At 75.1% G+C, this 13,377-nt stretch carries 11 protein-coding genes and 1 pseudogene; 5 read left to right on the top strand and 7 right to left on the bottom strand.

Annotation, left to right across the window (positions count from 1 at the left end; genetic code table 11):
- Positions 1-34: 34 nt before the first annotated feature.
- Together hemG and hemE are read right to left on the bottom strand one after the other, a co-directional pair.
- On the bottom strand, positions 35-1,423 hold the full coding sequence (gene hemG, locus ACI783_RS16600) for a protoporphyrinogen oxidase (RefSeq protein WP_457141469.1): 1,389 nt from the start codon (positions 1,421-1,423) through the stop codon (positions 35-37).
- A complete protein-coding gene (gene hemE / locus ACI783_RS16605; RefSeq protein WP_457141470.1) occupies positions 1,420-2,466 on the bottom strand; it encodes a uroporphyrinogen decarboxylase in 1,047 nt (348 codons plus the stop codon). Before hemE ends, hemG begins: the two co-directional genes overlap by 4 nt.
- A 129-nt stretch (positions 2,467-2,595) precedes the next feature.
- On the opposite strand from hemE, the gene ACI783_RS16610 reads away from it, so the two are divergent.
- From ACI783_RS16610 to ACI783_RS16620, 3 genes are all read left to right on the top strand, one after another.
- Positions 2,596-3,222, top strand: coding sequence for a DUF3000 domain-containing protein (locus tag ACI783_RS16610; RefSeq protein WP_457141471.1), 627 nt, complete (start codon positions 2,596-2,598; stop codon positions 3,220-3,222).
- Between the two features lie 126 nt (positions 3,223-3,348).
- Positions 3,349-4,059, top strand: coding sequence for a LuxR C-terminal-related transcriptional regulator (locus ACI783_RS16615; RefSeq protein ID WP_457080798.1), 711 nt, complete (start codon positions 3,349-3,351; stop codon positions 4,057-4,059).
- Positions 4,056-5,357, top strand: coding sequence for an HRDC domain-containing protein (locus tag ACI783_RS16620; protein ID WP_457141477.1), 1,302 nt, complete (start codon positions 4,056-4,058; stop codon positions 5,355-5,357). The genes ACI783_RS16615 and ACI783_RS16620 overlap by 4 nt, the downstream gene beginning before the upstream one ends.
- Before the next feature lie 3 nt (positions 5,358-5,360).
- Here the strand turns inward: ACI783_RS16620 and ACI783_RS16625 are convergent, their stop codons facing one another.
- The 5 genes and pseudogenes from ACI783_RS16625 to ACI783_RS16645 form a co-directional block, all read right to left on the bottom strand.
- Positions 5,361-6,191, bottom strand: a complete 831-nt coding sequence (locus ACI783_RS16625) for a hypothetical protein (protein WP_457141478.1) — start codon at positions 6,189-6,191, stop codon at positions 5,361-5,363.
- Between the two features lie 140 nt (positions 6,192-6,331).
- Entirely contained in the window at positions 6,332-7,075 is a 744-nt protein-coding gene (locus tag ACI783_RS16630; protein ID WP_457141472.1) for an ABC transporter permease subunit, read from the bottom strand.
- A gap of 67 nt (positions 7,076-7,142) precedes the next feature.
- Positions 7,143-7,622: pseudogene (locus ACI783_RS16635) on the bottom strand (ABC transporter permease subunit); the annotation flags it as partial.
- 1 nt (position 7,623) lies between these two features.
- Positions 7,624-8,418, bottom strand: a complete 795-nt coding sequence (locus ACI783_RS16640) for an ATP-binding cassette domain-containing protein (protein ID WP_457141473.1) — start codon at positions 8,416-8,418, stop codon at positions 7,624-7,626.
- A 234-nt stretch (positions 8,419-8,652) separates the two neighbouring features.
- Complete coding sequence (locus ACI783_RS16645; protein ID WP_457141474.1) at positions 8,653-9,735, bottom strand: sugar ABC transporter substrate-binding protein; 1,083 nt, start codon at positions 9,733-9,735, stop codon at positions 8,653-8,655.
- 254 nt (positions 9,736-9,989) lie between these two features.
- On the opposite strand from ACI783_RS16645, the gene ACI783_RS16650 reads away from it, so the two are divergent.
- The gene (locus ACI783_RS16650; protein ID WP_457141475.1) at positions 9,990-11,213 is read left to right on the top strand and encodes a thiolase family protein; all 1,224 of its coding nucleotides are present in this window, start codon (positions 9,990-9,992) and stop codon (positions 11,211-11,213) included.
- Positions 11,210-13,282 carry a 3-hydroxyacyl-CoA dehydrogenase NAD-binding domain-containing protein gene (locus tag ACI783_RS16655; protein ID WP_457141476.1) on the top strand — a complete coding sequence of 691 codons (2,073 nt, stop codon included), beginning with the start codon at positions 11,210-11,212 and terminating at the stop codon, positions 13,280-13,282. Before ACI783_RS16650 ends, ACI783_RS16655 begins: the two co-directional genes overlap by 4 nt.
- Positions 13,283-13,377 lie beyond the last annotated feature (95 nt).

Here is a 13,377-nt window from a genome sequence, read left to right on the forward strand (position 1 = left end):
CGGTTCCCCACGTGGGGAGCCGGCCTCCGGCGGTTCAGGCGATGGCGGAGACCGCGCGGCGGGCGTCGCGGATGCAGGCCGGCACGCCCACGCCCTCGTACGCGGCACCGGCGACGGCGAGCCCGGGCACCGCGGCGACCGCCGACCGGATCGCGGCGACCCGGCCGGGGTGCCCGACCAGGTACTGCGGCAGCCCGTCGGCCCAGCGCACCAGGTGCGTGTCGACCGGCTCGGGCCGGGCCAGCTCCAGCAGCTCGGCGACGTCGGCGACCACCGCGGCGGTCAGCCCGGCGTCGTCGCGCTGCAGGTCGGCGTCGTCGCCGAACCGCCCGACCGACGAGCGGACCCGCAGGACGCCGCCGTCGGACAGGTGCGGCCACTTCGCGGAGGAGACGGTGACGCCCTTGACCAGCCGGCCGGTCACCGGCGGCACCAGCAGCCCGGACCCGGCCGGCACGTCCTGCGCCGGGAAGGCCATCGCCACCACGGCCATCGACGCGTAGGGGATGCCGCGCAGCGGCTCCACCGCGTCGGGCGCGACGTCGGCGAGCAGCACGGCGGTCGGCCCGGCCGGGGTGGCCAGCACGACGGCGTCAGCGGTGAGCACCGCACCGCCGGCCAGCTCGAGCTCGAAGCCCCCGGCGCGGTGCCGCAGCCGCTCGGCCCGCGTGCCGAGCCGCACGTCGGCGCCGCTGGCCGCGACGAGGGCGGCGGGGAGCGAGCCGATCCCCGCCGCCACGGTCACGAAGACCGGGCCGTCGGCGTCGCCGCGGCTGCGGGCACCGGCGTCCCGGGCGGCGCTGGCCGCGCCGAGCACGGAGGTGGACCGCCGGAGGTGGGCGGCCAGCCCGGGCATCGTGGCGTCCAGGGAGAGCTCGTCGGGCCGGCCGGCGTAGACCCCGCCGAGCAGCGGCTCGACCAGGCGGTCGACGACCTCGTCGCCGAGCCGTTCGCGCAGCAGCCGGCCCACCGCGACGTCGCCGTCGAGGTGCAGCGGCGGCAGGTCGGCCTCCGCGGCCACCCGGGCCACCCCGGCCGGGGTCAGCACGCCGTCCAGCCCGTCGGCGGAGGTGGGCACCCCCTGCACGGTGCCCGCCGGCAGGCCGAAGCGCCCCTCGGGCAGCACGATCGACGCCTGGGTGGTCTGCGGCTGGACGAGCTGGTCACCGAGGCCGAGGGCCCGGACCAGCTCGACCGCCTCCGGCACGCGGGCGAGCATCGCCTCGGGGCCGGTGTCGTACCACTGGCCGGCCAGCTCGACCCGGTCCAGCTTCCCGCCCAGCCGCCCGCCGGCCTCGAGCACCACGATCTCGTCGCCGGGGTGCGCCTGCCGCCACTCCCAGGCCGCGGCGAGTCCGGTGAGCCCGCCGCCGACGACGACCAGGCGGCGGGTCGCCGGGGCGGCGGGGCGGGGCGGGGTCATCGCGCGCTGAGCTCGTGCACGAGCTCGACCACCCGGGTCAGCGCGTCGGGGTCGGTCTCCGGGAGCACGCCGTGGCCCAGGTTGAAGATGTGCCCGCGGGCCGCGCGGCCCTGCTCGACGACCCGGCGCACCTCGCGCTCCAGGGTCTCCCGGTCGGCCAGCAGCACCGCGGGGTCGAGGTTGCCCTGCAGCGAGTAGCCGGGCCCGACCCGCCGGGCGGCCTCGTCCAGCGGCACCCGCCAGTCGACGCCGACGACGTCCGCACCGGCGTCGCCGATCAGCGGGAGCAGCTCTCCGGTGCCGACGCCGAAGTGGACCTTGGGCACGTCCCGGTCGCCCAGCCCGTCGAACACCGCGCGCGAGTGCGGCAGCACGCGGGTGCCGTAGTCGACGGCGGACAGCACCCCCGCCCAGGAGTCGAACAGCTGGACGGCGCTGGCGCCGTTGTCGACCTGCACCCGCAGGAAGGTCGCCGCGCTCACCGCGAGCCGCTCCAGCAGGCGCTGCCACGCGGCGGGCTCGGCGTACATGAACGCCTTCGTGCGGGCGTGCTCCTTGGAGGGGCCACCCTCGATCAGGTAGGTGGCCAGCGTGAACGGCGCGCCGGCGAAGCCGATCAGCGGGGTGCCGCCCAGCTCGGCCACCAACCGCCGGACCGCGGTGGCGAGGAACTCCAGCCGCTCGGGCTCGAGCGCCGGCAGCGCGTCGACGTCGGCGACGCTGCGGATCGGCTGCGCCACCACCGGCCCGATGCCGGGCTTGATCTCGATGTCCACCCCGGCCACGACGAGCGGCAGGACGATGTCGGAGAAGAGGATCGCCGCGTCGACGCCGTGCCGGCGCACCGGCTGCAGGGTGATCTCGGTGACCAGGTCGGGGTCCTGGCAGGCGGCCAGCATCGCGGTGCCCGCCCGCAGCGCGCGGTACTCGGGCAGCGAGCGGCCCGCCTGCCGCATGAACCACACCGGGGTGCGCGAGACCGGCAGCCCCCGCGCCGCCCGGACCAGATCGGAGTCGGCGGCCGGTGCCGCTGGGATGCCCACGGCTGCCGATCCTCCCAGACGCGGCGGGGACCGGGCCTGGCCCTCCGGGAGCCGGCCGGTGAGGTCACGGGTGGGTCGCGCCGCGCGTCGGGCGCTCGCGGACCGTCGTCCGCGACCTACCCTGCGGGCGTGGTTCAGCAGCGCACGCGCGCCGAGCAGGGGCGGCAGCCCGGGGAGGCCGCTGCGCGCCCGCCGGAGTTCGAGGCCGCGCTCGCTGCCCTGGCCACCGTCCACCCCCGCCCGGAGGTGGAGCTGGAGCACATCCCGGCGCCGCAGCGGCTGGCTCCGTTCGCCTCCGCGATCGGTGCCCGGGTGGCCTCGCCCGACGACCCGGACGACGACCTGGCCAGCGGCCGGTTCATCGTGCTGTTCGACCCCGAGGGCCACGAGGCCTGGGCCGGCACCACCCGCTGCGTCGGCTTCGTCTCGGCGCTCACCGACGAGCACCTGGTCGACGACGCGATGTTCTCCGAGGTCGCCTGGAGCTGGCTGACCGACGCGCTGGCCGAGTCCGGTGCCCGGCACCACTCGGTGGGCGGCACCGTCACCCGCACCGCCTCCACCCGGTTCGGCTCGATCGCCGCGCCGGAGCACTCCGTCGAGGTGGAGATCCGCGCCTCGTGGACGGCCGAGGACACCGACCTGGACCGCCACCTCGCCGCCTGGCTGGAGGTGCTCGGCAACGCCGCCGGGTTGCCCCCGCCGGGGATCCACCTGCTCGGTGCGAACGGGCGGGCCGACGACGACCACGCCTAGACTCTCCGGTGTACTCCACTCGGCGTAACGGTTCTGCCGCCGAGTGATCGGACACGCCGGACCGAGGACCGGGCTGGTCGCTGCGGCGGCCGGGCCGCCTCCGGCCGGGCCGCGGGGGGAGGGTGGATGGGGGCAGGTGCGGCATGGCCCGACGGCGCCCTCTTCGGTCCGCACGCCGGCGCGCTCGTCGTCGACCCCTCCCCGTTGCTGCGGGAGGCGCTGGCCGGGCGGCTGCGGGCGCTCGGTGCCCGGGAGGTCGAGGAGGCCGCCTCGCTCGAGGAGGCACGGGTGCGGGCGCACGTCTCCGGCCCGCGCGCACTGTGCGTGCTGGAGGTCGACCTGCCCGAGACCGGGCCGGAGAACGCCGGGCGCGGCGGTGACCCCGGCCGGGGGCTCGAGCTGCTCCCCACCCTGCGCACCGAGGGCTGGCCGGTGACCGTGGTGCTGACCGCCGTCACCGAGCCGGCGGTGGTGCGCACCGCCTTCCTGGCCGGCGTCCAGGGGTACGTGCTGAAGACCAGCCCGCTGGCCGTGCTCACCGACGGGCTGCGCGCCGCGCTGTCCGGCGAGGTGTACGCCGACCCGGGGATCGCCAGCAGCCTCGCCCAGGGCCTCACCCGGAGCGGCGTCGAGGAGTCCGTCGCCGAGCTCTCCCCGCGCGAGCGGGACATCCTGCGGCTGGTGGCCGACGGGCACACGAACAAGGAGATCGGCGAGAAGGTGGACCTGTCCGCACTGACCGTGAAGAGCCACCTGGCGCGCATCGCGCGCAAGCTGGGCACCGGCGACCGGGCGCACATGGTGGCGCTCGGCATCCGTTCGGGGGTCATCAACTGAGCACCGACCCGGGCGCCGAGGCGCCCACCGAGCCCACCGGGCCCACCGCGTCCACCGGGGCTTCCGAGCCCACCGAGCCCACCGGGCCCACCGTCGACGAGAGCCCGCCCGCGATCCCGCTGCTCGCCCCGCGGGACGGGCTGCCCCCGGTCGTCGAGACCTCGACCGCGCTGGTCGCCTACGCCGACGCGCTCGCCGCGGGCACCGGCCCGGTCGCCGTCGACGCCGAGCGGGCGTCGGGCTACCGCTACGGCCAGCGCGCGTACCTGGTGCAGCTGCGCCGCGAGGGCGCCGGCACCGGCCTGATCGACCCGGTGCCGCTGCCCGACCTCTCGGTGCTGCAGGCCGCGATCGCCGACGCCGAGTGGGTGCTGCACGCCGCCAACCAGGACCTCCCGTCGCTGGCCGAGATCGGGCTGGTCCCGGCCCGGCTGTTCGACACCGAGCTCGCCGCGCGGCTGGCCGGCCTCCCCCGCGTGGGGCTGGGCGCCGTGGTCGAGTCGCTGCTCGGGTTCCGGCTGGAGAAGGGGCACTCGGCAGCCGACTGGAGCACCCGCCCGCTGCCGGAGGACTGGCTGGTCTACGCCGCGCTGGACGTCGAGGTGCTGGTCGACCTGCGCGACGCGCTGGCCGCGCTGCTCGAGGAGCAGGGCAAGACCGAGTGGGCCCGGCAGGAGTTCGAGGCGATCCTCGCCGCCGGCCCGCCCGCGCCGAAGGCCGATCCGTGGCGGCGCACGTCGGGCATGCACGGCCTGCGCAGCCGGCGGCAGCTGGGGATGCTCCGGTCGCTGTGGCAGGCCCGCGACGACCTGGCCCGCCGCCGCGACGTCGCCCCCGGGCGGGTGCTGCCCGACGCGGCGATGGTCTCCGCGGTTCAGGCCGACCCGAAGAGCGAGGGCGCGCTGCTCGAGCTGCCGGTGTTCCGCGGCCGGGCCAACCGCAAGCTGGTGGGCACCTGGTTCGGGGCGCTGACCCGGGGGCGCGAGCTGCCGGAGGACGAGCTGCCGCTGCACAGCCGCCCCGGCGAGGGGCCGCCGCCGGTGAACCGCTGGGCCGACCGCGACCCCGCTGCCGCCGCCCGGCTCAAGGCCGCGCGGGCCGGGCTCGCCCAGGTCTCCGAGCAGTGGTCGGTGCCGGTGGAGAACCTCCTCTCCCCCGACCTGGTCCGGCGGCTGATGTGGTCACCCCCGCCGGCCGACCCCGACGCGGTCGCCGCCGCGCTGCGCGCCGGTGGTGCCCGCGAGTGGCAGGTCGGGCTGACCCGCGACCTGCTCACCGACGCGATCACCGCCGGCTGAGGATCAGTCCCGCACGGGGTCGGCCAGCCTGCTCCGCAGCTCCCGGACCAGGCCGCGCGGGTCGTCGGCGAAGAACAGCACCCGCTCGGCCGGCACCTGCGCGCCGTCCAGGTCGACGGTCGCCCCGGGGCGGAGGGTCAGCCGCACGCTGGTCTCGCCCATCAGGCTCAGCGCGACCTGCTCCGGGGTGACCTCCAGGGTGCGCTTCGCCCCGTCGGTGGCGGCCACCCGGGCCGCGGCGACGTCGGCGAGCCGCACCCGCGCCGTCCGGAGCTGCCCGAACCGCAGGGTGAGCTGGTCCGGGCCGAGGGTGTGCGGGTTCTGCCGCAGCGACAGCGCGAACCCGATCAGCCAGACCAGGCCCCACAGGCCGAGCGCGAGGACCACCCAGCGCACGGTCGGCCAGGGCAGCAGCAGGCGCACGACGCCGAGCTCCACCGGGGTGAGGCCGATGACCGTCCCGAGCACCACCCCGATCCGCGAGGTGTAGGAGAACGGCTGCTCCCCCGGCCGGACCACGGTGCGCCGGCGCAACGCCCAGAAGAGCGCCCGGCCGACGCCGAGCTCGGAGCGGATCAGCCAGTGGAGCGGGCGGGGCAGCGCCGCCTCCGCACCCGCCAGGAGCGCCGTCCCGCGGCTGCCGCCGGCCGTCCGGACCCGGCGGTACGCCCGGCGGAACAGCACCGCCTCGGCGACGAACACCCCGGCCAGGAGCAGCTCCAGGACGACGGCGACGACGACCGCGGTGCGCACCGGGAGCGCCCCGGTGACCGCGAGCGCGGCGTTGACCAGCGGGACGAGCAGGGCCAGCCACGGCACCACCCTGGCTCGCATCGCCACCCCCTGTCCCGGTACCGGGAACCCAGCGGACGGTCTCGTCCGGTGGGGTCCTCCGCTGCGGCCCGGGACGACGAAGGGCGGCCCCGGTCCCCCGGAGCCGCCCTCCGTGTGTCGTCGCAGCGGAGTGTGGAGCGCTAACTTCGCCCGGCAGCCGCGCGGCGGCGGGCCAGGGCGTCCACGGAGGCGGCGAGCAGGAGCACGCCACCGGTGATGATGTAGTTCAGGTACGCCGACACGCCCAGCAGTCCGAGGCCGTTGTCGATGATGGCGATCACCAGGCCACCGAGCACCGCGTCGCGCACCCGGCCCCGGCCACCGAAGAGGCTGGTGCCACCGATGACCGCCGCACCCACCGCGTACAGCAGCGTGTTGCCGCCCCCGGAGCCCGGCGTCACCGAGCTCAGCCGGGCCGCCGCGACCAGGCCGCTCACCGCGGCCATGGACGACGACAGCACGAACACCATGATCCGGATCCGGACGACGTTGATGCCGGCCCGGCGCGCGGCCTCCTTGTTGCCGCCGACCGCGTAGACGTGCCGGCCGAAGGTGGTCCGGCCCAGCAGGAAGGTCAGCGCCAGCAGCAGGATCACGACGACCGGGATGGCGTACGGGATGCCCTGCAGGTCGATCGCGGCCGACAGCGCGCGGTCGGCGTTGAGGATCGCGGTGAGCACCACGACGACGACCGCGATCAGCGCGATCCGGGCCAGCACGATGGCCAGCGGCTGGCTGGCCAGCCCCTTGCTGCGCTGCACCCGCCAGCGGTTCAGCGTGAGCGCCGCGTAGAGCACGACCACCGCGGCGGCCAGCAGCCAGCCGATCCCCACCGGGATGTAGCTGTTGGTCAGCGCCCGGATCACGTCGTCCCGGATCGGCACGGTGACCGCCCTGACCGATGATGCGCAGGGTGACGCCCTGGAAGGCGAGGAACAGCGCCAGGGTCACGACGAACGACGGGATGCCGATCATCGCCACCAGGGTGCCGGTGAACATGCCGATCACCGCGCCGGTGACCAGCGCCCCGAGCACCGCGACGTACCAGGGCACCCCGACCTCGGCCAGCAGCTGGGCGAGCACGGCGGCCGCCACCCCGCTGACCACACCGGCGGACAGGTCGATGTCCCCCAGCAGCAGCACCCAGACCAGCCCCATCGCCAGCAGGGTGATCGGCGCGGCCTGGACCAGCAGGTTGGTGATGTTCAGCGGGGTCAGGAACGTCTCGGGCCGCAGCGCGAAGAACAGCAGGGTGAGCACGACGATGCCGAGCACCGCGGGCAGCGCCCCGAGGTCGCCGCCGCGGAGCCGGTCGACGTACCCCCGGACGACGCCGCCCACGGTGTCCTGGGCGCGGTCGGCCTCGAACCCGGACGGCGCCGACGCGCCGGGCTCGACGTCGCTGGTGGGAACGGTGGTGTCGCTCGCCATGTCAGGCCCCCTCGAAGACGGACTGGTCCAGGCCCAGGTCGCCGGACCGGCCGGAGGTGATGAGCTCGATGACCTGGGTCCGGTCGACCCGGTCGATCGGCACGTCGGCCGCCATCCGGCCCAGGTAGAGCGCGGCGACACGGTCGCTGACCTCGAAGACGTCGACCATGTTGTGGGTGATGAACAGGACGGCGTGACCGGTGTCGGCCAGGCGCCGCACCAGGTCGAGCACCTGCCGGGTCTGCGCGACACCCAGCGCGGCGGTCGGCTCGTCGAGGATGACGACCTTCGACTCCCAGAGCACCGCCTTGGCGATCGCCACGGTCTGCCGCTGGCCGCCGGAGAGGCTGGAGACCAGTTGGCGGACCGACTTCAGGGTGCGCACCGAGAGCGTGGTGAGGGTGTCCTTGGCGGCCTGCTCCATCGACGCCTCGTCCAGCACGAACCCCTTCTTCCGCTCGCGGCCGAGGAACATGTTCTGCACGACGTCGAGGTTGTCGGCGAGCGCGAGGTCCTGGTAGACGACCTCGATGCCCAGGTGCGCGGCGTCCCGCGGGCCGGCGATCTGCACCTGCTCGCCGTCGAACCAGAACTCCCCGCTGTCGATCGGGTGGATCCCGGCGATGGACTTGATCAACGTGCTCTTGCCGGCGCCGTTGTCGCCGACCAGTGCGGTGACCTGACCGGGGAACACCTTCAGGTCGACCCCGTGGAGTACCTGGTTGGCGCCGAAGCTCTTGGTCACCCCGCGCAGTTCGAGGATCGGGGAGCCGTCCTCGGACGTCGGAACGGACATGCGTGGTCCTCCCTGGGAACACGGCTGCGGGGGGGGGGGGGGGGGGGGGGGGGGGGGGGGGGGGGGGGGGGGGGGGGGGGGGGGGGGGGGGGGGGGGGGGGGGGGGGGGGGGGGGGGGGGGGGGGGGGGGGCGGGGCGCGGGGGTGGGCGGGGCCGGGGGGGGGGTCGCCCGCGGGGCGGGCGGGGGGGGCCCCGCCCGCGCGGCGGCCCCCCCCCCCCCCGAGGCGGATGGACCTACTGGATGCCGAGCTCGGTGCAGGCGGCGGCGTACTCGCCGGTGCACAGGTCCTCGGCGCGGACCTGGCCGTCCTCGACGACCCGGCTGACGTTCTCGCGGGTGATCGAGACCGGGTCCAGCAGCACCGACGGCACCGTGCGGTCGCCCTCGGGGTCCTCGGACTCGCCGTTGACGATGGACGGGTCCTCCTCGCCGTTGATCAGCGCGATGGCCAGTTCGGCCAGCGCGTTGGCCTCCTCGGCGGCCGGCTTGTAGACCGTCATGCACTGGCGGTTGGCCAGGATGTTCTGCAGCCCCTCGACCGAGGCGTCCTGCCCGGTGACCGGCACCTCCCCGGCCTGGTTGTTCCGCGCCAGCACCTGGATAACGGCGTTGGCGAGGGTGTCGTTGGCGGCCAGCACACCCTGGATGTCGCCACCCTGCTGGGTGTACATCTGCTCGAAGCGCGTCAGCGCCTCGTCGGGCTCCCAGCCGGGCACGGCCTGCTCGGCCACCTGGGTGTACTGGCTCATCTCGTCGAGCACCTCGTGCGCGCCGTTGGCGAACAGCGTGGCGTTGCTGTCGTCGGGCGAGCCGTTGAGGAAGGCGATGTTCGCCGGCTCCGGCCCGAGGCAGTCGGCCAGGCCCTGACCCTGCAGCCGGCCGACCTCGGTGTTGTCGAAGGAGACGTAGTACTCCGCCGAGCCACCCAGGGTGAGCCGGTCGTAGTCGATCGTCGCCACGCCCTGCTGGGCGGCCTGGTCCTGGATCTGCGCGCCGGAGGCGTTGTCCAGGTTCACGATCGCCAGCACGGTCACGCCGCTGGTGATCATCTGGTTGGCGATCGTCTGCATCTGCTGGGCATCGCCCTGGGCGTTCTGGATGTCGGCCTCGATGCCGGCCTCCTCGAACGCCTGCTCCAGCAGCGGGCGGTCGAAGGACTCCCAGCGGGGCGAGGACTCGGTGTCGGGGAGGATGACGCCGACCTTGCCCTCGGCCTGGCCGCCGCCGCTGTCACCGCCGCTGGTGCCGCCACCGTTGTCGTCGCCGCCACCGCAGGCGGCGAGGGGGAACACGAGGGACGCTGCCAGAGCAGTCATCAGGGTGCGCCGTCGCGCCATGGAGGTTCCTGCCTTTTTCGTCGAGGTTCCGGAAAGTGCCGTGGGGGATCGTGCGCTTCATCACATGTGGTGGCAAGCACACTGCAGGACCGTTGCCGGACCGTGATCAAGAACTGCAACGGTCCGTCACCCCAGGTGGGGGTGGGGGGCGCCCCCGTGGTTACCAGTCGGTAACTTGCTCTCCGGCCGGTTCGCCACCCGATCCGGTGACCGGACCCGACGCGGAGGTCTGCGTGTCCATCCCCCAGCAACGGCGACGCTCGCTGCGTGAGGTCGTCTTCGTCGACGGCGTGCGCACGCCCTTCGGCAAGGCCGGCCCCACGGGCATCTACGCCGAGACCCGCGCCGACGATCTCGTCGTGCGCTGCATCCGGGAGCTGCTGCGCCGCAACCCGGCGCTGCCGCCCGAGCGCGTGGACGAGGTGGCGATCGCCGCCACGACCCAGATCGGCGACCAGGGGCTGACCATCGGCCGCACCGCCGCGCTGCTGGCCGGGCTGCCCACGAGCGTCCCCGGCTACGCGATCGACCGGATGTGCGCCGGCGCGATGACCGCGGTGACCACCACGGCGTCCGGGATCGCCTTCGGCGCCTACGACGTCGCGATCGCCGGCGGCGTCGAGCACATGGGCCACCACCCGATGGGCGAGGGCGTCGACCCGAACCCGCGGTTCGTCAGCGAGAAGATCGTCGACGGCTCCGCGCTGGTGATGGGCTCGACCGCGGAGAACCTGCACGACCGGTACCCCCACCTGACCAAGCAGCGGGCCGACGCCTTCGCCGTCGCCAGCCAGCAGAAGTACGCCGCGGCCGTGGCCGCGGGCCGGATCGGCCCCGAGCTGGTGCCGGTGGCCACTCGCTCCGCCGAGCACGGCTGGGGGCTGGCCACGGTCGACGAGCCACCGCGGCCGGACACCACCGTCGAGGGCCTGGCGACGCTGCGGACGCCGTTCCGCCCGCACGGGCACGTGACCGCCGGCAACGCCGCAGGGCTGAACGACGGCGCGACCGGCTGCCTGCTCGCCGCCGAGGAGGTGGCGCAGGAGCTGGGCCTGCACGTCGGCATGCGGCTGGTCGGGTACGGCTTCGCCGGGGTCGAGCCCGAGGTGATGGGCGTCGGCCCGGTCCCCGCGACGGAGAAGGCGCTGGCCCGCACCGGGCTGACCATCGACGACATCGGCCTGTTCGAGCTCAACGAGGCCTTCGCCGTCCAGGTGCTCGCGTTCCTGGACCACTTCGGCATCGCCGACGACGACGAGCGGGTCAACCCCTGGGGCGGCGCGATCGCCGTGGGCCACCCGCTGGCCTCCTCCGGGGCGCGGCTGATGACCCAGCTGTCCCGGCAGTTCGCCGAGCGGCCCGACGTCCGCTACGGCCTCACCGCCATGTGCATCGGCATCGGCATGGGCGGCAGCGTCATCTGGGAGAACCCGAACTGGAACGGAGCAACGGCATGAGCGCCCCGACAGAGGTCGTCACGCGGTCGCTGGTGCGGTACGTCGCCGTCCCCGGCCTGGCCGGCGAGCTGGCGCTGATCACCCTGGACAACGGGCACGACCACACCCGACCCTCGACGTTCGGCCCCGGCGGGCTCGCCTCGCTGGACGCCGCCCTCGACGAGATCGCCGAGCACTCCCCCGTTCCGGCGGCGATCGCGGTCACCGGCAAGCCCTTCGTCTTCGCCGTCGGCGCGGACCTCTCCGGCGTCCCGGGGATCACCTCGCCCGAGCAGGCCCGGGAGATCGCCGAGACCGGGCACCGGGTGTTCCGCCGGCTCAAGGACTCGACGATCCCGACCTTCGCGTTCGTCAACGGCGCGGCGATGGGCGGCGGCCTGGAACTGGCGCTGCACTGCCACCACCGGACGATCGCCTCGACCGCCGTCGTCGCCTTCCCCGAGGTGTTCCTGGGGCTGGTGCCCGGCTGGGGCGGCACCCAGCTGCTGCCCCAGCTGACCGGCATCGACGCCGCGGTCACGGTGATCGTGGAGAACGCCCTCGCCCAGAACAAGACGACGCCCGGCCCGAAGGCGGCGGCTCTCGGCATCGCCGACGCGGTGTTCGAGCCGGCCGACTTCCTCGAGCGCTCGCTGGAGTGGGCCGCCGGCGTGGTCAGGGGGGACGTCGCCGTCCGCCGTCCCGAGATCGACCGGTCGGCCTGGGACGGCGCCACAGCCCGGGCCCGCGGCGTCGTCGCGGCACGCACCCGCAACGCCTCCCCCGGCGCGCTGCGCGCGGTCGAGCTGCTCGACCTGGCCCGGGCCGGGGATGCCGGCTTCACCGCCGGCACCGCGGCCGAGGACGACGCGCTCACCGACCTGCTGATGAGCGACGCGCTGCGGGCGGGGCTCTACTCCTTCGACCTGGTCAACCGGCGGGCCAAGCGGCCGGCCGGGGCCCCGGACAAGGGCCTGGCCCGGAAGGTCACCAAGGTCGGCGTCGTGGGCGCGGGGCTGATGGCCTCGCAGCTGGCGCTGCTGTTCGTGCGCCGACTGGAGGTGCCGGTCGTGCTCACCGACGTCGACCAGGCGCGCGTCGACAAGGGCGTGGGGTACGTGCACGCCGAGCTGCGGAAGCTGGCCGAGCGCGGCCGGCTCTCCCCCGACGCGCTCAACCGGCTCACCGGCCTGGTCACCGGCTCGCTGGACAAGGCCGCCTTCGCCGACGCCGACCTGGTCATCGAGGCGGTCTTCGAGGAGCTGTCGGTCAAGCAGCAGGTCTTCGCCGAGGTGGAGGCGGTGGTGCGGCCCGAGTGCGTGCTGGCCACCAACACCTCCGCGCTCTCGGTGACCGAGATGGCCGCGCAGCTGCAGCACCCCGAGCGGGTCGTCGGCCTGCACTTCTTCAACCCGGTCGCCGTCCTGCCGCTGCTGGAGGTGGTGCGGGCCGAGCGCACCGACGACGCCACGCTGGCCACCGCGTTCGCCGTCGGCAAGCAGCTGAAGAAGTCCTGCGTGCTGGTCGCCGACGCCCCGGCGTTCGTGGTCAACCGGCTGCTGACCCGCTTCCTCGGCGAGGTCACCGCTGCGGTCGACGCCGGTACGCCGGTCGACGTCGCGGAGCGGGCGCTGGAGCCGCTGGGCCTGCCGATGACCCCCTTCGAGCTGCTGACGCTGGTCGGCCCCCCGGTGGCGCTGCACGTGGCCGAGCGGATGCACGAGGCGTTCCCCGACCGCTTCGGCGTCGGTGTGGGGCTGCGGCGGATGGTCGAGCTGGGCAAGAGCTCGGTCTTCACCGCGCCGGGTGTGCTCGACCCGGAGCTGGCCGGGATCGACGCCGGCGACTCCCCGCTCACCGAGGAGCAGCTGCGGGAGCGGGCCGAGCGGGCGCTGGCCGAGGAGATCCGGCTGATGCTCGACGAGGGCGTCGTCCAGGCGGTGCAGGACATCGACCTGGCGATGCTGCTGGGCGCCGGCTGGCCGTTCTGGCTCGGCGGGATCTCCCCGTACCTCGACCGCGCCGGGGTGTCGGAGGCCGTCACCGGCTCCCGCTTCCTGCCCCGCGGCGTCGCCTCCCTGCCCGCCTGATCCCCGCCCCGGGATCAGGCGACCTGATCGTGGGGGGTTCAGGCTGAGCCCCCCCCCCGATGCCGGGGCCCCCCCCGGGTGCCCGGGCGCCCGCC

It is taken from the genome of Modestobacter sp. SYSU DS0511 (genome assembly GCF_054050755.1).

Coding starts and splice junctions, on each gene's coding strand:
- hemG (WP_457141469.1), bottom strand. CDS start 1,423: ATGACCCCGCCCCGCCCCGCCGCCCCGGCGACCCGCCGCCTGGTCGTC.
- ACI783_RS16615 (WP_457080798.1), top strand. CDS start 3,349: ATGGGGGCAGGTGCGGCATGGCCCGACGGCGCCCTCTTCGGTCCGCAC.
- ACI783_RS16625 (WP_457141478.1), bottom strand. CDS start 6,191: ATGCGAGCCAGGGTGGTGCCGTGGCTGGCCCTGCTCGTCCCGCTGGTC.
- ACI783_RS16640 (WP_457141473.1), bottom strand. CDS start 8,418: ATGTCCGTTCCGACGTCCGAGGACGGCTCCCCGATCCTCGAACTGCGC.
- ACI783_RS16645 (WP_457141474.1), bottom strand. CDS start 9,735: ATGACTGCTCTGGCAGCGTCCCTCGTGTTCCCCCTCGCCGCCTGCGGT.
- ACI783_RS16655 (WP_457141476.1), top strand. CDS start 11,210: ATGAGCGCCCCGACAGAGGTCGTCACGCGGTCGCTGGTGCGGTACGTC.